Source organism: Bacteriovorax sp. PP10 (assembly GCF_035013165.1).
GTDB classification, from domain to species: Bacteria; Bdellovibrionota; Bacteriovoracia; order Bacteriovoracales; family Bacteriovoracaceae; genus Bacteriovorax; species Bacteriovorax antarcticus.
In genome coordinates, this window is sequence record NZ_JAYGJQ010000001.1 from 1,981,164 (window position 1) to 2,002,576 (window position 21,413).

General features: G+C 39.0%; 22 protein-coding genes. 14 read left to right on the forward strand and 8 right to left on the reverse strand.

All coding sequences use genetic code 11. The annotated features are described in order from the left end of the window. Positions 1-20: 20 nt before the first annotated feature. The 4 genes from SHI21_RS09725 to SHI21_RS09740 all read left to right on the forward strand — a co-directional run bounded on the left by SHI21_RS09725 (position 21) and on the right by SHI21_RS09740 (position 3,233). Positions 21-776 (forward strand): pyridoxine 5'-phosphate synthase, encoded by a 756-nt coding sequence (locus SHI21_RS09725; protein WP_323576182.1) that lies wholly within the window; start codon positions 21-23, stop codon positions 774-776. Between the two features lie 7 nt (positions 777-783). Then, positions 784-1,209: a tRNA (adenosine(37)-N6)-threonylcarbamoyltransferase complex ATPase subunit type 1 TsaE gene (gene tsaE / locus SHI21_RS09730; RefSeq protein ID WP_323576183.1), complete on the forward strand. Its 426-nt coding sequence runs from the start codon at positions 784-786 to the stop codon at positions 1,207-1,209. 361 nt (positions 1,210-1,570) lie between these two features. After that, positions 1,571-2,080: an Rrf2 family transcriptional regulator gene (locus SHI21_RS09735; protein WP_323576185.1), complete on the forward strand. Its 510-nt coding sequence runs from the start codon at positions 1,571-1,573 to the stop codon at positions 2,078-2,080. Further along, a complete protein-coding gene (locus tag SHI21_RS09740; protein ID WP_323576186.1) occupies positions 2,061-3,233 on the forward strand; it encodes a cysteine desulfurase family protein in 1,173 nt (390 codons plus the stop codon). The genes SHI21_RS09735 and SHI21_RS09740 overlap by 20 nt, the downstream gene beginning before the upstream one ends. A gap of 99 nt (positions 3,234-3,332) precedes the next feature. Here the strand turns inward: SHI21_RS09740 and SHI21_RS09745 are convergent, their stop codons facing one another. From SHI21_RS09745 to SHI21_RS09780, 8 genes are all read right to left on the reverse strand, one after another. After that, the gene (locus SHI21_RS09745; protein WP_323576187.1) at positions 3,333-4,052 is read right to left on the reverse strand and encodes a Bax inhibitor-1/YccA family protein; all 720 of its coding nucleotides are present in this window, start codon (positions 4,050-4,052) and stop codon (positions 3,333-3,335) included. A 291-nt stretch (positions 4,053-4,343) separates the two neighbouring features. Next, a complete protein-coding gene (locus SHI21_RS09750; RefSeq protein ID WP_323576188.1) occupies positions 4,344-4,994 on the reverse strand; it encodes a MarC family protein in 651 nt (216 codons plus the stop codon). A 2-nt stretch (positions 4,995-4,996) separates the two neighbouring features. Then, on the reverse strand, positions 4,997-6,613 hold the full coding sequence (gene murJ / locus SHI21_RS09755) for a murein biosynthesis integral membrane protein MurJ (protein ID WP_323576189.1): 1,617 nt from the start codon (positions 6,611-6,613) through the stop codon (positions 4,997-4,999). A gap of 34 nt (positions 6,614-6,647) precedes the next feature. Further along, a complete protein-coding gene (locus SHI21_RS09760) occupies positions 6,648-7,442 on the reverse strand; it encodes a hypothetical protein (protein ID WP_323576190.1) in 795 nt (264 codons plus the stop codon). Between the two features lie 44 nt (positions 7,443-7,486). Further along, a complete protein-coding gene (locus SHI21_RS09765) occupies positions 7,487-7,741 on the reverse strand; it encodes a hypothetical protein (RefSeq protein ID WP_323576191.1) in 255 nt (84 codons plus the stop codon). 96 nt (positions 7,742-7,837) lie between these two features. Then, complete coding sequence (locus SHI21_RS09770; RefSeq protein WP_323576192.1) at positions 7,838-8,602, reverse strand: flagellar motor protein MotB; 765 nt, start codon at positions 8,600-8,602, stop codon at positions 7,838-7,840. Positions 8,603-8,718: 116 nt separating this feature from the next. Beyond that, the gene (gene motA, locus SHI21_RS09775; protein ID WP_323576194.1) at positions 8,719-9,576 is read right to left on the reverse strand and encodes a flagellar motor stator protein MotA; all 858 of its coding nucleotides are present in this window, start codon (positions 9,574-9,576) and stop codon (positions 8,719-8,721) included. 155 nt (positions 9,577-9,731) lie between these two features. Beyond that, a complete protein-coding gene (locus SHI21_RS09780; protein ID WP_323576195.1) occupies positions 9,732-10,349 on the reverse strand; it encodes a hypothetical protein in 618 nt (205 codons plus the stop codon). Positions 10,350-10,583: 234 nt separating this feature from the next. Between SHI21_RS09780 and fusA the strand changes: the two genes are divergently transcribed. The 10 genes from fusA (at position 10,584) to SHI21_RS09830 (ending at position 21,410) form a co-directional block, all read left to right on the forward strand. Then, positions 10,584-12,743, forward strand: a complete 2,160-nt coding sequence (gene fusA, locus SHI21_RS09785) for an elongation factor G (RefSeq protein WP_323576196.1) — start codon at positions 10,584-10,586, stop codon at positions 12,741-12,743. 130 nt (positions 12,744-12,873) lie between these two features. Beyond that, positions 12,874-13,779, forward strand: a complete 906-nt coding sequence (locus SHI21_RS09790) for a LysR family transcriptional regulator (RefSeq protein ID WP_323576198.1) — start codon at positions 12,874-12,876, stop codon at positions 13,777-13,779. Next, on the forward strand, positions 13,776-14,918 hold the full coding sequence (locus SHI21_RS09795) for a tRNA nucleotidyltransferase/poly(A) polymerase family protein (RefSeq protein WP_323576199.1): 1,143 nt from the start codon (positions 13,776-13,778) through the stop codon (positions 14,916-14,918). The genes SHI21_RS09790 and SHI21_RS09795 overlap by 4 nt, the downstream gene beginning before the upstream one ends. Continuing rightward, positions 14,915-15,460 carry a GNAT family N-acetyltransferase gene (locus tag SHI21_RS09800; protein ID WP_323576200.1) on the forward strand — a complete coding sequence of 182 codons (546 nt, stop codon included), beginning with the start codon at positions 14,915-14,917 and terminating at the stop codon, positions 15,458-15,460. Before SHI21_RS09795 ends, SHI21_RS09800 begins: the two co-directional genes overlap by 4 nt. Positions 15,461-15,574: 114 nt before the next feature. After that, positions 15,575-16,003: a hypothetical protein gene (locus SHI21_RS09805; RefSeq protein ID WP_323576201.1), complete on the forward strand. Its 429-nt coding sequence runs from the start codon at positions 15,575-15,577 to the stop codon at positions 16,001-16,003. A 38-nt stretch (positions 16,004-16,041) separates the two neighbouring features. After that, entirely contained in the window at positions 16,042-16,797 is a 756-nt protein-coding gene (locus SHI21_RS09810) for a DUF3050 domain-containing protein (RefSeq protein WP_323576202.1), read from the forward strand. A gap of 94 nt (positions 16,798-16,891) precedes the next feature. Continuing rightward, positions 16,892-18,142, forward strand: coding sequence for a hypothetical protein (locus SHI21_RS09815; protein ID WP_323576203.1), 1,251 nt, complete (start codon positions 16,892-16,894; stop codon positions 18,140-18,142). A gap of 130 nt (positions 18,143-18,272) precedes the next feature. Continuing rightward, a complete protein-coding gene (locus SHI21_RS09820; RefSeq protein WP_323576204.1) occupies positions 18,273-19,154 on the forward strand; it encodes a trypsin-like serine peptidase in 882 nt (293 codons plus the stop codon). 81 nt (positions 19,155-19,235) lie between these two features. After that, positions 19,236-20,123, forward strand: a complete 888-nt coding sequence (locus SHI21_RS09825; RefSeq protein WP_323576205.1) for a trypsin-like serine peptidase — start codon at positions 19,236-19,238, stop codon at positions 20,121-20,123. A 21-nt stretch (positions 20,124-20,144) separates the two neighbouring features. After that, positions 20,145-21,410: an aldo/keto reductase gene (locus SHI21_RS09830; RefSeq protein ID WP_323576206.1), complete on the forward strand. Its 1,266-nt coding sequence runs from the start codon at positions 20,145-20,147 to the stop codon at positions 21,408-21,410. Positions 21,411-21,413 lie beyond the last annotated feature (3 nt).

A 21,413-nucleotide genomic window follows, 5' to 3' on the forward strand; every position in this document is an offset into this window, starting at 1 on the left:
TATTTTAGGGAGAGCTGTCCATGATACCTCGTTTAGGAATTAACATTGACCACGTAGCAACTCTAAGACAAGCACGCGGGGAAGATTACCCAAGTGTTGTTGATGCTGCTCAAGTGTCACTTTTAAATGGTGCTGACCAAATCACAATTCACTTAAGAGAAGACCGTCGCCATATTCAGGATACTGATGTGGAAACTGTGCGCCTTGTGACTAAGAGATTTGGAAAACCACTTAATCTTGAAATGGGTGTGAATCCTGAAATCGTAGAAATTGCTATCGCTTCAGGCCCTGAGTGGATCTGTTTAGTTCCGGAAAAACGTCAGGAAAAAACCACTGAAGGTGGATTGGATCTTTTAGATGATGCTAACTTTATCCGCATCGAAGAAGCCGTTAAGAAATTAAAGTCTTCTATTAAAGACGTGAAGATCTCACTTTTTCTTGAAGCAAAAATTGAAGTGCTTATCCGCGCGACTCAATTAAATATCGACGCTGTTGAAATCCACACTGGAGAGTACGCTCGCGTTTTCTCTAACGGAGACGATATTGGGCGCTTCATTGAACAATACAAAGCTGCTAAAGAATTTTTAACTAATAATAAGATCGCGACTCACGCAGGTCACGGTTTGACGGATGAAAGTGTTGTGCCTCTTCTAGAGCACAAAATTTTCGAAGAATACAATATCGGTCACTGGATCATTTGCCATGCTCTATTTAATGGACTCTCAAACACTATAAAGAGTCTTAAGAGCGTTTTTGATTCTCATCCCCTAAAGTAGGTAACTCATGTCTGTCGTTCGCACTTGGAAGAAGGTATTAGAATCTGATTTGGCCAATATCGCCCTTGAAATGAAAGAGGTGATTGAACCCCCTAGTGTCATCATTTTAGATGGCCCGGTAGGAGCAGGAAAAACGACATTCACAAAAATCTTTTTAGATAGAAAAGGGACCGCAAGTCCAACGTATTCGATCATCAACGAAGTAGACAACCTTCTTCATGCTGATCTTTACCGTATCGAAAAGAAAGAAGAACTGATCCACCTCGAAATCCCAATGTATCTGGAAGAAAAAGATTATTTTCTCATTGAATGGGGGATGCCATACCTGCACCAATTGCAAAGAATAATAGGTGATGAATTCAAATACTATCAGCTCAAAATCGAGATAAACGAAAACAATTCACGCAATTTTTTGCTTACAAAGATCACGTAATAGATTTGTTCATCGGCAAACTTTTCCGATCAAAACGCTCCAATGAATTATTTTTATATCAATAAATTGCATTGTATCAAGTGACCTAATCCATCGGTTTTATTGGGGATTTACCCGATCTTAACGCTTAAGACTACCTTAATTTCAATACCTTACCATCAAAAGTTCGAAAATAGGTGGTTGACTTCTGTGTTTCGTACACGTCATACTATTCTTGTTAGGTTGGTTCTTTGAGATAGAATCAGTTAGCTAGAAAGGATTGCACGGATGAGCAATTCTACCAGTAGACGACACACGCATTTCTCAAGAATTATTTCTAAATCAGGTTACGATCAATTGGATTTTTTATGGAGGAAGACCAATGAGACTTACATCAAAAGGGCGTTACGCAGTTAGAGCAATGTTAGACCTTACTACTCATTCAAATGGGAATCCGGTAAGATTACAAGAAATTTCAACAAGACAGAACATCAGTCTTCACTACTTAGAACAACTTTTTAGAAAGCTAAGAAATGGTCAAGCAGTTAAGTCGGTTCGTGGTCCAGGTGGCGGGTATGTACTTGCTAGAAACCAAGACCAGATCACAATTAAAGACGTATTAGACTGTGTTGGTGAAAACATCAACCCTGCTCGTGATATCGTTGGATCAGAAGCTGAAGCAGCGAACTCTCTTGAGTTCCACCTGTCGAAGAACTACTTCATGAACCTTGGGATTATCATGAAAGAATATCTTGCAACAACTTCACTTGGTGATCTTGTTCGTAAGACAAAAGAAACTGAAGCTGAAGCTGGAATTGGCGCTTCATCTACTGACTCAGCTGGAATTATGACTTCAGCGATCAGAAATCCGATTGGAGAGATCAATCAGTAATCGTTTCTATTTTGACTACAATGCAACGTCCCCGCTAGCGAAGAGAGTTACAGATTATCTTCATAGCGGGGATTTTCTTTTTGGGAACCCGGCGTCCCTTCATGCTTCAGGCAAGAAATCAAAAAAGCACATCAATGAGACTATTGAGTACCTCTTTCAGTTGTTTAATTTAAAAACGGACACTCATAAATTATTTTTTCACTCAGGAGCTTCTGAGGGAATCAATTCTATTTTTAAAGGGCTCGCTTTTAAATTTTTCAAAGAAAAGAAAAAGGTTAGTTTCTTTTTTTCTGAAGTCGATCACGCGTGCGTGGTTCAGCTAAAAGAAGATTTAGAACTGCTTGGTCATAAAGTGATTTTTTTTCCTGTGGATAAAAACGGACTCTTCGATCAAATTGAATTAACAAAAAGTATTTTGAACGAAACCAGCGAAGGGCGTGAGTCGTATGTAAATTACACTCTCATCAACAATGAAACTGGTGTGATATGGCCGCTTCAATGGGCCGAAGAAATCAAAAAACAAACTCAGGCCTTCATTCACGTAGATGCTGTTCAGTTAGTCGGTAAGATGGCCAACTGGGATATGCTTTCTCCTGAGCTTGATGCCTATACTTTTTCCGGCCATAAATTTGGTGCGCTTAAAGGAATTGGTTTTTCTTTCGTTAGTAATGACATTGAATTTTCTCCACTGATCGTCGGTGGCACTCAACAAGACGGCCTTCGTGCCGGAACTGAGAATGCTTTAGGCGTTTATTCTATTAAGCTTGCTCTTCACGATATGAAAGAACAATTTGTAGCGTCTGAAGTGGGCGTAGCAAAGGATGAAATAGAAGAGGCCTTGGTTGAGTTCCTTGGAGACAAGGGAGAGGTTGTGGCACGTGCTGCGCCTTTTAGAAATCTCAATACTATTTTCTTAGTTATCTACGGACAAAAAGCAGAAACACTAAGTGCAAAATTCGATATGATGGGCGTGGATCTTTCTACGGGGTCAGCTTGTTCGTCAGGGATTATTAAAGAGAACCGAGTGTTGATGGCGATGGGGTATTCTTATGAGAACTCCAGGTCTTCCATTCGCTTGTCGTTTTCTCCATTGATGAAGAAGTCGGATGTTGCCGGTTACGTTGAAAAAATAAAATCTATTTTAGCTAAATAAAAAAATGCAGCCGAAGCTGCATTTTTACTATTTTTGAATATGTAGCGAGATGAACTTTTTTTTAAGAGTTTATTTAGCCATCGAAGGACGCGCTTCTAACTAGCGACGTCTATCACCAGTAAATCTTAAAATAATAAGAAACAAGTTAATGAAGTCTAAATACAATGTAAGCGCACCAATCACAGTTAACTTAGATCTCTCTTCATCACTGTAAGCATGCTGCCCCATTAATTTAATCTTCTGAGTATCGTAAGCAGTTAATCCAGCAAAGATTAAAAGCCCAACTAAGCTAAACACTAACCCAGCAGCTCCACCCATCATTGATGGAAAGAAAATTGATAGAAGTGAATAACCAATTAATCCAAATAATCCCATTGAACAAAATGTTCCAACCGGCCCCAGATCTTTTTTAGTGATAAAACCAAAAGCTGAAAGACCCGCAAACCCACAAGCAGTTGTGAAGAATGCTGATTGAATACTAGCTTGAGTGTAGATTAAAAAAATTGTTGAGAACGTTACACCTGTTAATGCAGAGTAAAGCATAAACAGACCAAGTGCCATTGCTGCCGTCATTCTGTTGATCATGGCAGATAAACCAATAACCACACCAAATTGAGCAATAATTAAAACCCAAAACAATCCTCTGTTCGTTGCGATTGTTGTCGCAAGAGCTTCGTTTGTTCCGATATATGTAGAGATACCTGCAGTAAGAAGAACACCAATGCTCATCCATTGATAAACTCTTGTCATGAATCCCGCTTGAACTTCAGTGCGTGATCCAACATCTAAACTAGAATATTTTCTTTGATTACTTTCCATAAAACCATCCTTAAAAAGTAGTATGGAAATTATACTCCTAAAAATTCTTGATACGAAGCTTTTTTAAGTCCTCTAAGTTCTCAAGATTGGACTTTTGGCGCATCTCAAGCAAGATCCAGGTTTCCTTAGAATCATGTTTTGAGATTCGCATAAAAAAATTTGCTAAAAGATTGTTAAGATATGTCCACATTGTAGTTCTCCCATGAATTACCTTTGAATTGATCAGAATGTAATGGAATGGGAGAGCTACTTCCAGTTAGGAAATGGTTAATGTTTGATTGAGATTATTTTTTAGAAATCGCCTTTTAGAATCGGCAAGATCTCTTTAATACCATAAGCAATCATTTCAATCGACATTGATAAAAGAATTAAACCCATAATTCGAGTCATTACGTTCAGACCGATCTGGCCAAGTTTTTCACCGATTTTTTCTGCGTACATTAAAATGAATTTAATGCAAAAACCGACAATTAAAATCATCAATATACCAGCAATCCAGTGAGCAGGAGTCGTGAAGTTTTTTGCATGAATGATAGATGTTGAAATCGCACCTGGCCCCGATAGAAGAGGAATGGCCAGAGGAATGATTCCCAACTCTCTCTCAAAATCTATTGATTCCATTTCTTCGCTGTTAATTTTTGAATTTGATTGCTGGCCGGAAATCATACTGAAGGCGGTGGTTGTTAAAAGGAATCCACCGGCGATAGTAAATGATGCGATTGAGATACCAAAAAAATTAAGAACATATTGTCCAACAATCAAACTGATTAAGATTGTCACAGTTACTGCTGTCGCCGTGTGATTGGCCAGCTTTTTAACGTTTATTTTTCTATGATTTTTTACAAATCCTAAGAATACAGGAATAGCACCCAGGGGGTTGATAATTGAAACCAGCGTGACCGCAAACTTCAGAACATCAGTGATAGCTGGAGTAAATTCCATTATTATTTCCTTAAAACTTTCGACTTAATTTTATTAATCACTGCCTGAGATTCTTCGATGTTAATCATGTAGGTAAGTGCGAAATACAACACACCAAATACACCTAAGATAATAATCGCCCTAGGAATTGGAAGAGTCAAAAAATGTGAGGGAATAAACCATTTAATACTTAACCCAACTGCTGCAGCAATTAGAGCACATCCCCAAAGTTTTGATTGGTAACGCCAATTAACTCCAGTCTTGCCGATAATGCCGTTAAGTTTATTTTTTAGCAGCATGAATTCAATCCATCCACTAAGCCCTGCAGAAGAAGTCAGTCCAGCAGTTGCATAGGCAGGATCACTTGTAATCATTGGAGCGAATTTAAAAGCGAACAGGTATCCTAATATCGTTGTGAAGAAAATTCGCACAACTGCAAAATTCAGTGTTGTTCTCGTATCTTTTAAAGAAAAGAAAGTTGATGAGTAGAGACGTCCGATGGTTGAAGCGAGAAGACCTACGCTTGATCCGATGAGAACGATCCAAACCACACGAGTGTCTTGTGACGTAAATTTCCCAGTTTGGAAAAGGGCCGCAACAACGATGTCACCTAGAATAATAAAAGCGGCGATTGATGGAATAATAAAAAAACTGATTTTTTGGATTCCATTTTGAAGTCGAGTGCGAAGTTTTGCGTAAATTTCTTCTTGAGACCCGAGAATTGAACTCATTTCTGGAAGCTCACTTGCAGAAATGCTCATCCCGAAAAGCGAGATGGGAAGTGTGTAAAGAAGTTGAGCGTAAGATAAATTTGAAACAGCACCAGACTGAAGCAAACTCGCCAGAACGTTATCTATGTATGAACTGACCTGAACAACTCCACGAGAGATAACACTTGGAACGAAGTTTTTTAAGATGATTCTTACATGGAGCACTTTTGTGTCCAGTCTCGGTCTGAAATATTTTAGAAGTTTAATAGTCGTCGGTATTTGAATCGCAACTTGAAGGAAACTACCAAGAACTAAACCCCAACCTGCGATAATGGCCAGGTCGTATTGAGAAGTTCCTTGTCCGTAAGCGAGAAGTGTCGCGAGAATCGCCGCGTTCCAGATGATAGGAGCAGCGTATGATAAAAAGAAGCGACGGTGACTGTTTAAAATTCCCAAACACCATGCCGACATAACAACCAGCCCGGTACCAGGAAAGAAAATCTGCACAAGCTTAATTGTCAGTTCTCTTTTTTCACCTTGAAATCCAGGAGCAATCGTATCAATTAAAAAAGGTGTAGCAACAATCCCACCAATAACCAAAAGCGATGTCATTAAGAACATCAACGTACCGATCGTCATGGCAACTTTTGAAGCTTCTAGATGATCATGTGGATTTTCTGTATTCTCATTATGTTCACGTGCCAGAAGACCCGCATAAACCGGAATGAAGGAAGCAGAGAGTACACCTTCACCGAAGAGGTTCTGTAAAAAATTAGGAATTTTAAGTGCGGCCTTAAAAGCATCTCCGGCATCAGAGTTACCGAAATAGTGAGCAAAAACGCGCTCTCTTAAAAGACCTGCGATCCTGCTGAGAAAAATCCCAAGGCCGACAAACAAAGCACCACTTCTTTTATTTTCATTTTTTTTCATAGTCACTTTATTAAAGATTTTCTTATAAGAAAGATCAATGACTATTTATGTTTTTTAAAACAAATCCACAGACACGCATTTTCATGCCAACGTCTTTTTGGAATTCAGGTATAGGGGCAACATTCCAGTTCCATTCTTCGCTAGGTTTTGGAAGACTCAAATGCTCATAGTTGTGATCTGTCTGAATGACTTTATCATTCTTATCATAATAAAAAGTTTGAGTGTCAGTGATTAGGATGGCATTGGTATGAAAGGATTGAAGGTAAGTCAGATGGTTTTGTGTCACACCTTTTAAAAAGGTTTCAACCTGAGCTTCGGTGAATCTTTTTTTTAACTTTTTATAAATGAAAGTTTCAAGATGCAAGGGGAGTTGAGACATTACATTCACAGATAGAACCAGGCCCCAGTCTTCGTCGACAAACTTCGCAGGAACCTTGTCCTTTAGCTTTTTATCAACTCTCAAGGCCTCTTCAATCTCAGTGATCTCGTGCTCAATAAACTCTACATTAGTAAGATGAGCAACAGACTTCTTCGTCGATTTCAAATGAACAATATCCACCAAAACAACTCTTTTAAAAGTTTTTGAAAGAAGCTCTGTCGGGATTTCATGGAGAGGCCCGGATCCTAAAACCAAAACAGAATCATAATGACGGGCATTTTTTAATTCGGCCGCAATGAACTGCTTGCAAGAGGCGCGGTGAGTGGCCCAGGTTTTTTGACAACGTTTTTCGCGGGATAAAAGTGAGATGCTTTCGAAGAGGTGACCAAATGTTTTGGCCTCTTTGAGGGTAGGTCTTTCAGATATATAAGTAAGTAATTCTCGTATCAAAAAGAAGACCCCAAAGGATTATGTTTTTGATACGAGTATAAAACTTAAGCGGCCTTTTTACTAGTCGTCTTAACGTTAACGTAATTGACATAAGAAGGAATTCTTTGTTGAAGAAGATCCCATACAATTTTTTCTTCCAGGCCATCAACTCGAGCGCATCTGATAAGCTCTTCAACTCTTGAGTCTAATAGTTCGTAGTCGATTGTAGAGCGGTAAACGTGCTCACATTCAACCAAAACGCCTTCGATTTCTTCTTTGTACTGTGCAATGAGTGTAATTGTAAAACTGTCGCGATCCATGTATGCCCCTTCTTTTTTTCAGCGGAGAGCTGATAAGAGGCATATCGGATATCTGAGTAAAATACTTTAGTAATTTATATAATATGTCTAACTAAACTAGAAGTTTCTATGCTTTAGAATGAACTCCACACGTCTATTCACGTTGATTCCTTTTTCTTCTTCCTCAGAAGATACCGTCGCACTCGATTGCGCTACTGGAATAAGCTTGTCCGGCATAACGTTGAAGTCTTTAATGAGAGACGTTCTAATCGCCATCGCACGCTTAAAAGAGAGATCCCAGTTCGCCTGATCAGTGGCCCCTTCACCTTTTTCAGTATGGCCGATGATGGAAACAGTTCCTTCGTAATCTTTGAAAACGTCAGCAAGTTTCTTCAGGTAGTTTTTCCCTTCATAAGAAATTTCAGTTGATCCAAACTGGAAGACAACGTTTCCAGGAATCGCAAACTTTAAATATTCAGAGTTGTAATCAGCAGAGAAGGCATTCCCGTCAAAAAGTTCATCGACAAGTTTTGAGAGAACTTTGTGTTCCTGTAAATAAACCGGGCGTGGGCGAGCAGGTTCTGTGACGTCGGCCTGGTCAAATCCACCTTCTTGTCCGTTAAGTACAGAGTAAGAAGTATTGGGTGCACTTCCAATTTTACCCACTGAATCCGATCCACCTTTAAAGATAGTTGCAGAGGTAAAATAATCGGAGATGGCTGCTTTCGTTTCTTCGTCGGCCCCCATAAGCCACATAACGAGGAAGAAGGCCATCATCGCAGTCATGAAGTCGGCGAAGGCAACTTTCCAGGCACCACCGTGAGCTCCGGCGTGACCTTTGTTAATTCTTTTTATAATAATTGGCGCTTTTTCGTCTGCCATAATGAAATTCCTTTTTCAGTATGTTTTTAAATTACTAAAAGTAAAACTCTTAGTACCAAAATACGTCTCTTAAACCATTTCAAGCGACGTAAAAATGCTCCAGTGGAGCATTTTTTTTACTTTTTACCAGCGTTAGCCGTCGCTTCATCTACTTCTTTAAATGAAGGGCGGAATTCCGCGGGAATACTTCTTCTTCCAAATTCAGCACATACTTTTGCGTTTACACCTTTTGCAAAGGCAAGAAGGCAAATCTTGGCCGTCACCATAAAGCGCATTTCTTCTTTTAAGTTAGATTCAACTTTAGCAACAAGTGGCTGTAAGTATCCATATGAGAAAAGAATTCCCAGGAAGGTACCTACCAAGGCCGCGGCAACCGACGCCCCGATGACTTCCTTACCTTGAGTCAGTTTTCCCATGGTAATAACGATCCCGAGAACGGCAGCAACGATACCCAGACCTGGTAGGGCATCCGAAACTCTGTTGATCGAAGCAACGAGAGTGTGCTCTTCTTCTGTTACGATCTCTAAATCGGCATTCATTAAATCTTCTAAGTCATAAGGAGATAGTGATGAAGCGATCTGAACTTTCAGCGTATCGCAGATAAAATCGATGGCATGGTGATTGTGTAAAACAGCAGGGTAGCGTTTGAAAATTTCTGAGCCTTCCGGATTTTCAACGTGAGGTTCAATTGAAATCGGGTTAGCTGAGGCCATCTTAATTAACTCGAACATACACTGAAGTAGTTCGATGTAAGCTGCTTTATTGATCCCAGTTCCTTTCATGGCCTGAATAGATCTCGCAAGAGCTGCTTTCATGATGTATGGGCTGGTTGCCATAATCATCGATCCAACTGCCGCACCACCAATGATGAGGATCTCTGTAGGCTGCCAAAGAACTGCCAGGTTACCATGGTGGAGAACATATCCCATGATTACGCAGACAGTAGTAAAAATCGCACCGATGATAGTGAACATAAAATCCTCCAATTGATTTGCTATCTTATCGAAAGATCATTTGAAATCTTTAATAGTTGGAGACTTACGAAGTGTATTTAGGAAAAAAACGCAACAGCGCTTTAAAATGATCAGGTATTTCGTTTGAGAAAATAGATTTAATCAGGAATGTGGGACTAGTCGTCCCACTCAATATCAGAGTTGATTGTCACTCCGGAAACAGTCTTTTCTTTTTCTTTCTTGATGAACGGAAATGTAACAGGCGTCGTTCCTTCAAAAGTTTCTTCAAAAGCGATTGTGATGGTTCTTGGAACAAACTCCATCAACATTCTCAGGTAATCGCCGTTTTTAATTGTGTCCATGACCGCAGTGTCTGCTTCAGGGTCTAAATCAATTTCCATCATTGGCTTAGAAGAAGTATTTTTAACGATAAGAGCGGCCTTAATTTTCTCGCGCGGGATTTCACTCGTCATGTTCCATGAACCGAAATGAAAGTAGTCCAGGTAGAAAAATGATTTTTCGTATTTAAACTTGCGGGGGATCATTAGGGATTGCAGGAATTTTCTTGTCGACGGGTCTTTAGATTTTTTAGCTAACTTTTCAGCTAGGTAGCCATCTTCAACGCGGATAATGTAAGCACCTGGGTTTCTCGTTGATTCAAACAGTAGGTACTGGAATCCAACAGAAAACAGGGTAAAAAGTTTTTGTTGTGTTAAATGAACGTGTACAGCGTCAGTTTCGATCAGCGTTTTAACGCCTTCGTAGAGGTCTTGTTTGCTTAGATCTCCGCTCATAGTCAGTTATGCCTTTAATTGTGGGTTGAGGTATTAAATTACCAGAAAAAATTTTTAGAGAGTTTTAGTGATCTTGTCAATTCTTTGCTGCTCCTTGTTTATCTTTTTTCACTCTGAATAGAGCGATCTTTGTTGACTCATCTCTCTAAATTTCTTATTATTCGACACTAAAATTAAGTTTAAAAAAAGTTACAAATAATTTTTTAGGGTAAATAACCTTTTTGGAGATGAGTTATGAAATTAATGGCCAAAACTAGAAACATTGGGATCTCAGCCCACATCGATTCAGGGAAGACAACTCTTTCTGAACGTATTCTTTTTTACTGTGACAAGATTCACAAAATTGAAGACGTACGTGGTGGTGGTGCCGGGGCAACTATGGACCACATGGAACTTGAAAAAGAAAAAGGGATCACGATCACTTCAGCTGCAACTACAGTTCACTGGAGAGGGATCGACAACGCAGGAATTACATTTGCTGAAGGCATTGATAAAGACTGTCGTATTAACGTAATCGATACTCCGGGTCACGTTGACTTTACAGTAGAAGTTGAGCGTTCACTTCGCGTTCTTGACGGAGCTATTCTAGTTCTTTGTTCAGTTGCTGGTGTTCAATCTCAGTCAATCACAGTTGATAGACAGATGAAGCGTTACGCTGTTCCTCGTATGGCCTTCTTAAACAAGATGGACCGTATGGGTGCTAACCCTCATAAAGGTGTAGCTGCTCTAAGAGAAAAACTTTACCACAATGCAGTTTTAATGCAGTTACCAATCGGTGCTGAAGAAAACTTCAAAGGTGTTGTAGATTTAATTACAAGACAAGCTTACTATTTCGACGGAGAAAACGGAGAAAAAGTAAGAGTTGAAGCAATCCCTGCTGACATGCTTGATGATGTTGAAGCATTCAGAGAAAAACTTCTTGATGCTGCTTCAAACTTTGACGACAACATGGTTGAAAAAATTCTTGAAGGCGGAGACATTACTGAAGCTGAAATTCACAATGCAATTAAGATTGGAACTCAGACTTTAAAGTTAACTCCAGTATTCATGGGATCAGCTTTCAAAAATAAAGGTGTTCAACTTCTTCTTAACGCTGTTTCAAGATACCTTCCGTCTCCACTTACTTGTAAGAGACCGATCGCTATCGACAACGATACGAAAGAAAAAATTGAACTTATTCCAGATGGATCTAAGCCACTTGTATGTATGGCGTTCAAGATTACTGACGAGCAATTCGGACAGTTAACTTACACTCGTATTTACCAAGGGACTTTAAATAAAGGTGACACGATCATCAACACACGTACTAAGAAAAGAGTACGCGTTGGTCGTCTAGTTCGTATGAACGCTAACGACAGAGAGAACATTGAAACTGTTGGACCAGGGGACATCATCGCTATCATCGGTATCGATTGTGCTTCAGGGGATACATTTGTTGGTGACGATAAGTGGGATCACATTTCATGTGAAGGTATGCACATTGCTGCAGCTGTAATCGAACTTTCGATTTCAGTAAAAGATAAAGATCAACAAACTCGTCTTTCAAAAGGTCTTTCACGATTCATGAAAGAAGATCCGACGTTTCATGTATACACAGATGAAGAATCTGCTGAAACACGTATCGCTGGTATGGGAGAGCTTCACCTTGAGATTTACGTAGAAAGATTAAAACGTGAATACAACTGTGACGTTCAAGTTGGTGCACCTCAGGTAAACTACCGTGAGACGATCAGACAAGAAGCTAAGTTCGATTACCTACACAAGAAGCAAACTGGTGGATCTGGACAGTTCGGTCAAGTAGTAGGAATGATCAAGCCTCTTCTTGAAGAGAAAAAAGAAAATGATGAACAAGTGTTCAAGTTCTACAATGAAATTAAGGGTGGATCTATTCCAAACGAATTCATTGCATCTTGTGAAAAAGGTTTCAACGACGTTATGGATAAAGGACCTCTTGCAGCGTTCCCTTTAATCAACGTTGAAGTTTACCTACAAGACGGTCGTTACCACGACGTCGATTCATCTGACTTAGCATTCCGTATTGCTTCTCGTATGGCGATGAGACAAGCTGTAAAAGCTGCTTCTCCAGTTATCCTAGAGCCAATCATGAAAGTTGAAGTTGAAACTCCAGATGAGTACCAAGGGGGAGTAATTGGTGACCTTTCTTCTAGAAGAGGGATTATCCAGGCTTCAGAATCTAACGATACAGGTGAAGTAACAATCAACGCTCTGATCCCGTTATCAGAAATGTTCGGTTACTCTACAGTTCTTCGTTCAATGTCAGCTGGTAAAGCTTCATACACAATGGAATTCGCGAAATACGGTGAATGTCCAAACAACGTGGCTGAAAAAGTTATCGCTGAAAGAAAAGACAAACTAGCTGCTCAAGCTGAATAGTTTGTTTTTAACAAAGATTTAATAAAGGGGCCCCTTTTTGGGGCCCTTTTTTTTTGTCTTTTTTATAAGTAAGCGAGTTTTTACATGGCTACTTTTCTTTTCTATTTATATTAGGTAAACCTAATACATTATGATTGAAACATCTCAACTACAGACATTAGTGGCCGTAACCCGCGCAAAAAGTTTCTCTAAAGCAGCAGAAGTGCTGGGAGTTACTCAATCGGCGATCAGCCAAAGTATTAAAAACCTTGAATCGAAACTTGAAGTAAAGATCTTCAAGCGCTCAGGAAAAATGGTGGTTTTAACCGCTGAAGGTGAAAAGCTCTACGCGCTTGGAACTCAGTTCCTGCAAAAAATGGAAGACACTCTGGTTGAAATCCAGGGCGATAAAGATACGATGCAAGGGAAGGTGACCATTGGTACCCTGACTGGAATCGGGAAGACGTGGCTGGCAAAAGAAATCGTCTGGCACGCTAAAGAAAACCCAGATCTAAAGCTATCAGTTCGCATGGGTCACCAGGAAGATTTGATTGCTGACTTCGATGCCAACAAATTAGATATTTTGATTATGCCGGAAGATGATGTTCCTCTTCATGGTGAAAAAGAATTCTTCTTAGAAGAAAAATCAACACTCGTATTTCCAAAAGAAATGAAGGATCAGTTCTTCAATAAAAAATTAACTCTGGAATTGCTAGAGACGATTCCGACTATTTTATTCGAACAAAATGACGTTTTATTTTTAAAATGGTGTAGATCGAAATTCAAAACACACCCGAAAAAATTAAATGTTCGTTTTACTGTAAACTCTCACGGACACATGCTTCAGGCCGTAAACGAAGGTCTGGGGATTGCTGTTGTTCCCAATCACGTATTGAATCGTTCATTCTTTAAAGACAAAATTATGACACTTGGGGATGAATTCGAAGTACCGAGTGGGAAGCTTTATATCGTCTACCATAAAGAGTCAGAAAATTTAGTCAGAATTAAAAATACTATTGATAGACTACTCTCACATCGTGATACATTTAAGATATGACGATTGCCTCCCTTATTCCGAATGAGCTGAAAGACCTACTTCGCGAGATTGAAGGACTTGGTTTTTCTTTGTGTTTGGTCGGTGGGACGCCGAGAGATTATTTCCTGAATAAAACGTTAAGCCATGACCTGGATTTTGAAATCAGGAATCTTGAGGCCAGTGTTTTACGCTCTTTCTTAAAAAATAAAAAAATCAATTATACCGAACTTCCTTATCAGATCACGAGAGTGGATTTCCATGGTTTCGACCTGGAGTTTTCTACTCCGCGAATTGAGCGCCAGATTGCTGGAAATAAAACTCATCATCATTTTGAAGCGGAACTGAGTCCGACACTTTCTTATCAAGAGGCCTTTAAGCGCCGCGATTTTACCTTGAATGCTATTGGGGTAGAGCTGGATATGAAAAATAACTCAGAAGTCGTGGTAGATCCTTATGGAGGCATTAAAGATCTGAAAGATCGAGTGCTTCGTGAGATCAGCGATGACTTCTTTTTGGATTCGGTTCGTTTTCTAAGACTGATTCGTTTTTCAATTAAATACGATTTGAAAATAAGCGATTCTATAACGACTCGGCTGAATGAGTTTGATTTAAGTGAACTCTCAAAACATCATTTCATTGAAGAGATGATGAAATCAAAAGTCCCCGGTTTGTTTATTAATAAGTTTAATCAAATGGTGGCGGACTTAAAACTTTCAATTCCTACTGAATTTAAAATCTGGAATGGATTGAAATTTACTGGTGATAATAAAACTAAAGACGATTTATTAGTTTCTTCTTTTTTACAAAAAGAGGAGAGTGCTAAATTGGTTTCAGCTTTTTTCTTAATGCCGGAAAAACGGGCGAAAGATTTAAAATCGTTTTATGATTCTTTTATGATGGTTAAAGCGGCCACGAAAGAAGAATTAACAACGCTTGCAAAACAATCAATCAACGAGCTTACTGATCCAGGTCTTCTGAAAGAGTTAAAAAATTTAGAAGAGAAAAAAGAATGGCAAAAATATTTCACAGGGCCATTACTTGTTTCATGGAGTGATTGGGATTCTATTAATGTAGATAGTCTTGAACTGGAGAGCATTCCGGTTAAAATGAGATCTTATTTACGTTTTCATAAAGCGCTTCAAAAGAGTTTTAAAGCATGATCGAAATTGTGACATTAAATAATTTGAATGCTGATCAAAAGGAAGTTCTGCTTAAACAAGTAGAAGAAATCTTCTTTTTATCCTCATCACTTAAAACGTTTTCATCTGAGGAGCGACGTAAGGCCTTCTATAAAAGATGGTGTGGTGACTACCAGACTCTTTACCCGGAAGAATTTTTTATCGCAATGGAAGAGGGCAAAGTTTTAGGTTACCTCTCTGGCTGCTCGGACTCAACTCGTGCAATGAACGAAGTCAGTGTCCCCGGATACGCAGTTTTTCACGACTTGTTTTTAGCTTTTCCGGCCCATCTCCATATCAATTTTCACCCTGATGCCAGAGGAAAAGGTCTTGGTAGTATTCTGATGAATCACTACATGAACTTTTTAAAACTGAATAATGTCATGGGTGTTCACCTTATCACTTCACCTGATGCCCAAAACGTAAGCTTTTATCATCGTCTTGGATTCACCACGACGGTGACTCGCGAGTTTAATGGAATGCCTCTGCATTTTATGGGCTGCGTTCTTATTCCTGAGTTCTAAACTCAGATAACAGATACTTGATCAGTACTAGATATTTTCCATTTAGTAATTTTGTGCTACACTTAATTAAGAGATTCATGCGAACGTGTCGCAGTGAATGACAAGGATTGAATTATGGTCGATATACATTCAATTTTGGCCGATCACCGCTCGAAAGCTAAAACTGATGATACTCCAGAAATCGGTGGTAGAAATCAAGAGCTAGGCCCTTCTACGTCTGAAATTCCAGATGTCTTCTTTGATAAAATTATTGTTGATTTTAAATTAAGCCGCGTTGAAATCCTGGTTCTTATGTATATTTATCGTAGAGTTTGGTGCTTACCAAACCTACATCGCTCTCACGGTATCTCCCAAATGATGTCTCACACAGAAATGGCCAAAAATCTAGGCCTTGCGATAGAAGATATTTACTCGTCTCTAAGAAAGCTGGAAGAGTACGATTTTATTCGCACAATCAGGGCCGGGCAGTACTTCTCACGCCGCTTTTTTTCTAAAGAAATGGACGCTTCTTTTGGCCAAACATACGACGATTTCGAAATTTAGTGGTATGACTTCTCCTATAATCAATTTGTAGGACGCGTATGAATTCCATTATGAATCATCCAGATTTACTTTCTCACCATGAACATTTAAGTAATCACTCTCTTTATCAAAAGATAAAAACAGTTTCTGATTTACAAGTTTTTATGGAGACTCATGTTTTTGCTGTGTGGGATTTCATGACTCTTTTAAAGAGACTGCAAAACGATATTACCTGTGTGGCGATTCCATGGAATCCAAGTCCGTATCCAAAAAATGTTGTCCGTTTAATTAATGAAATTGTTTTAGGTGAAGAAAGCGATAAAGACCGCGAAGGCCTGGCGTGTGATCACTTCACACTTTATCTTCGTGCTATGAATGATCTTGGTGCAGACCCTGATCGTCTGCTGAATTTTTCGAAAGATTTGAACTTTGATAAATGGACTACAAAAGCTGAGCGCGATTTTGTAACTTTTAATTTAGACCTGGCGATGAAAGGAAAAACTCACGAAGTCGCGGCCACATTCTTCTTTGGAAGAGAAAAATTAATTCCCGACATGTTTACTTCAATATTAGGAGACCTCTCAAAAAATCTTGATGAGAGTGCCCAAACAAATTTTCCTAACCTGAAATATTATCTTGAACGTCACATTGAAATCGATGGTGGTGAGCACTCTCATCAGGCACAAGATTGTCTTGAATCTCTCTGCGGAAACGATGAAAAAAAATGGGAAGAAGCTCGTCTTGCTGGCGTTCAATCTCTTATCTTACGAAGCGCATTGTGGGATGAAGTTGAAAAAAAGATAGTGTCAAAATAATCTCACTTTAAATTATATTTTCTTACATTCGATTCTTTTAAAATTTTTTCATTAACATTGATGAAGTTAATACATTTTTCAATTAGGAGGAAAAATGAAATCAATTTCAATCATGGTGGCAATGCTTTGTGTATTCGCCATAAATACGAATACAGCATTCGCAAAATCAGCAGACGCTTTCCAGAAGCGCTTTCAAGTTATTAGAAGTGACGACGGAAAATTAATCGGAATTAGAGACAGGACTATGCCGGTTAAGTTTGAAGTTGCACCATACGTGAAAATGATTAAGTCTCAGCTAATGGCAGAGCAATCGTTAATGGCACAAAACCTAGCTAACGGTGAATATGAATCTCAAGTAAGAGCTGTTCTTGAAGAAGATAGAGCTTATTGGGGATCAAATGGTGTAGCTTCTAAAGACTACGATACATACGTTCAAACAACACTTGATTCATTAAAGCAGCTTGCTGTTTTAAACGTTGATGCTGTTTTTACAAATCCAGCTTTCAATGAAGTTGTTTCTAAGTTCGAAGGGAAGATCACTGATGCTATCCTTCTTTTAGACCCAACTGTTTTATCAAACGTACAAGACCCAACTTTCTTTTATAAGAGAAACGTAACTTATAAAGCAGTTTCATGGGCCCTTGATTTCGCAAGAAAGAGACTAAGTAGTGTTCCAATGTTAAACACTGTTAGTTACGTAGTAGTTCAAGTTGAAAAACTAATTACTGAAAGAAGAAATTTTCACCAGAACATGCTTATGCATTATCTTGAAAACTTCGATGAAAAAGAACTTGGTTTAACTCACGATGAAGTGAACATGATCTGGTCATCAATCTATGAGTCTCGCATTCCATGGTACGCATACTGGGAATCAAACAACGCTAAGACGAACTGGATGAAATACGGAACAACAAACTTTTATGCTAACTTCAGAGCTGGAAGTGCAAACCTTGCAAAAGCTGGAAGCCTTTACACTGAAGTATCTGACCGTATGAACTATGCTTTCCAAAAAGTAACTTACAACAATGAAAAAGTTGTTGTTAACCTTTTCGATAAAGAATCAATGTTCCAAAATCGTCCGGCAGTTGCATTCAACTACGACCGTCCAACATCAATTGCTAGAAAGCGTATTGTCTTAACTCTTGCTCAACTTGGATTAAGTTTTATTCCAATGAGTGCATCAATTAAAGACACGGCAGGAAGCTTCATTAAGTCTTACTATGCTAACCAAAAGATCACTGAAGGTGCTCTTTATGGATACTTCGAATCAATGGGGGACGACTCAGGTATGGTGCAAATTAAAGCACAATACATGAACCCGTTTGATGGATTAACTTTAAACTAAGTTTTTCAAAAAATTTCTTCCATAAAAAGGGCCCCTTATTGGGGCCTTTTTTATTTATCTTTTTCATTGCCACCTCCTGCCTTAATCACCAGAATTAAATGAAGCAGCAGTTGTTCTATGGAGGGACTTCATGAAAATTCTATTAAGCTTTTTTGTTCTGTCGATTTCAATTAATTCATTCGCCCAGGATTCATGGATTGATAAAGTTATCTACGGTGTAGATGACCGCAAAGATATTTTTGAATCGACCAATGATATGTATAAGCAGCTCGCGAACTCAACGGCGGCGATGATTTCTGATTCATCTCTTGTCTCTCGTGAAGATGATACAGTGCTGGTAAGTAGTACGACACTTGAGCAGGATGGAATTTGTGCTGACGCTCGTTTTGCAAAACAAGTGGCAGCTGCAAACTGTTCTGGATTTTTAGTGGGAGATCAATACCTGGTCACAGCAGGACACTGTATTCAGGATCTCGATGACTGCGAAAGATACTCGTGGGTTTTTGGTTATGCTAATGTGACAGAAGAAAAACTAACTCAGATTATTCCTAAAACTGAAGTATATAAATGTAATAAAATCGTATCACGCGTTTTAGACAGATCAACTTATAACGATTTTGCTCTTGTGAGACTAGACCGCGTTGTTGCAGGCCATACTCCTTTAAAATTTAGAACGACTGGAAAAATTGCTGATAAGGCAGGTCTGGTTGTTATCGGGCACCCATCTGGACTTCCAACAAAAATTGCTGATGGGGCAAACGTCAGATCGAATACGAATAAGTATTACTTCCAGGCGACTCTTGATACTTTCGGTGGGAACTCGGGATCGGCCGTATTTGATTCGACAACGGGGGTAGTTGAGGGGATTTTGGTTCGTGGGGAAACTGACTATGTGAATGATCCTATTCAAAACTGCTACCGTCCTAAGGTGTGTAAGGTCACTGAATGCCGTGGGGAAGACGTTACGAGAATCACTAACATCAAAGAATTACAAAAAATAATTCGTAAATAGTAAGTAATTATTTCATAGTTTGCCCCGAGAGATCGGGGTTTGATGATAAAGTCTGGCGTCCAGTTTCCCATGGGAGTTTGAGTGCGCCAGATTATTTGTTTATCCCTATTTTTGACCTTCACGTATGCTTCAGTCTTAGAAGCAAAAATCAATGTTGGTTCATCTGGTTTAAATTCTATCTACGGAAAAGACGACCGCGAAATTATCACCAATAAATCAGACCGAAGAATTCAGGAACTAAGTAAATCAATCGCCTTGATTGTGCCAGTTGATGTTTTAGATATTGGTATGTTTAAAACGACGATAAAGGCCGCTAGTCTGCAAGAAACAATGAAGATGTGTGTGAGTGAGCATTTTGTAACAAGACCTGCTGTATCAGGCTGTACTGGCTTTTTAGTCGCACCCAATATCCTGGCGTCTGCGGGACATTGTTTTATGGATGAAAGTGACTGCGCGACAAAGAAAATTATTTTTGATGTGGATTCAAAAGAGCAAAGTCGAAAAGGCTATAGCGTAAATTCTAATGATGTTTTCAGCTGTTCCCGAATCATCAGCACAATGTACGATATGAATGCTCCGGGGGATCAGGACTATTCGTTGATTGAGTTAGACCGTACTCCTAAGCGTCGCGAACCGCTTAAACTGAATATGAGTAAGAAGATCGACAACACTGCCAATGTTTTTATGATCGGTCACCCGTACGGAATGCCATTAATACTTTCTCGCGAATCAGCGATTTTCAATAACAATGGTATATACCAGTTCACGGCCGGGCTTGACTCCTTCGAAGGGAACTCTGGATCTCCGGTTATTAATTCTAAAACAATGCTTGTTGAAGGAATTCTCGTCAATGGACAAGAAGATTTAGTTTATGACCCGAAAAATGAATGCTATCGTAATAAAGTATACGATGGAAAGGGTGGCGAAGGCGTATTCAGAGCATCTGAGCTCCCTCCATTTTTAAAGTAATCATTTTTTTAAGGACATTTTATGGGTCAAGTAGGATTTGGATCTTACCGTGTAAGCATTCGCTCGAAAGAGCACCGTCAATCTTTAGTGAAAGCATTGGAAGCAGGTTGTAGTCTGATTGATACTTCTGCCAATTATACCAATGGTGAATCAGAAGAGTTAATCGGATCAGTTTTAAAAGAACATCCCAATTTCAAACCGATCATTGTCACAAAAGCTGGGTACATTCAAGGAAGCAATTTAGCTCTTATCGACGAATTGAATGCAAAAAATCTTGCAGTAGATGATTTAGTGGATATCAGCGACACATTAAAACACTCTATTCATCCTGATTTTTTAGAGAGTCAATTAACTCTAAGTTTAAAAAGACTGCAAAGAGACTCTGTTGATTATTTTTTATTACATAATCCGGAATATTATTTTCAGGGAGAAAACCCGACACAAGAAGAGTATTACGCTCGCTTGAAAAAAGCGTTCATCTATTGTGAAGAAGAAGTAACGAAGGGAAGAATCAAACATTATGGAGTGAGCTCTAATAATTTTACTCTTCCGATCAATGACCCTCAGGTCACTGACCTAAGCAAGATCCTTATGATCTTAGGTGAGATTGGTGCCAAGAATTTTAAGATGGTTCAATTTCCATTTAACTTAATTGAAATCGGTGCACTTGAGAAATTGGGTGACTATGGTGATGAGAGTTTACTGGAACTATGTATGCAAAATAATTTATTGAGTGTGGTGAATCGTCCACTTAATGCCTTCACACAAAATAACCTGATTCGCCTGGCCACATATGAAGATATGTATAAAGACTTAGACGAGAAAAAAGCAGAAGCGCTTTTTGAAAAATGCATGCAGATCCTAAAAGATAAATGGGCCGAAGGTAGTGATGAAATGACAACGGCCGAAGATTTTAATGAAGTGAGCATGATTAAGCAGTTCACAGGTTTATGGAATACACTGCAGACTCCAGACGCAGTTGAGCAGGTTTATTTTGGCCACTTTTTTCCATTCATCGCACGCGTATGGGGCAAGGCCCTGACTCCTGTTGAGTCTCAACCATTTTATGATTTAATGGAAATCTCTCAAATTTATTCCCGTAGAAACTTGTCAAATAAAGCGATCGAATTTAAAAAACAGGCCCAGCAAATAGGACTTCTTCCAGATGAAGAAAACAGACCATTTGCCACAATGGCGATTGAAACCTATTTAGATTATGGTTTTGATTACGTTTTAGTGGGAATGAAAAAACCTGAGTACGTCGATCAGTTAAAACATCTTTTCTAATAT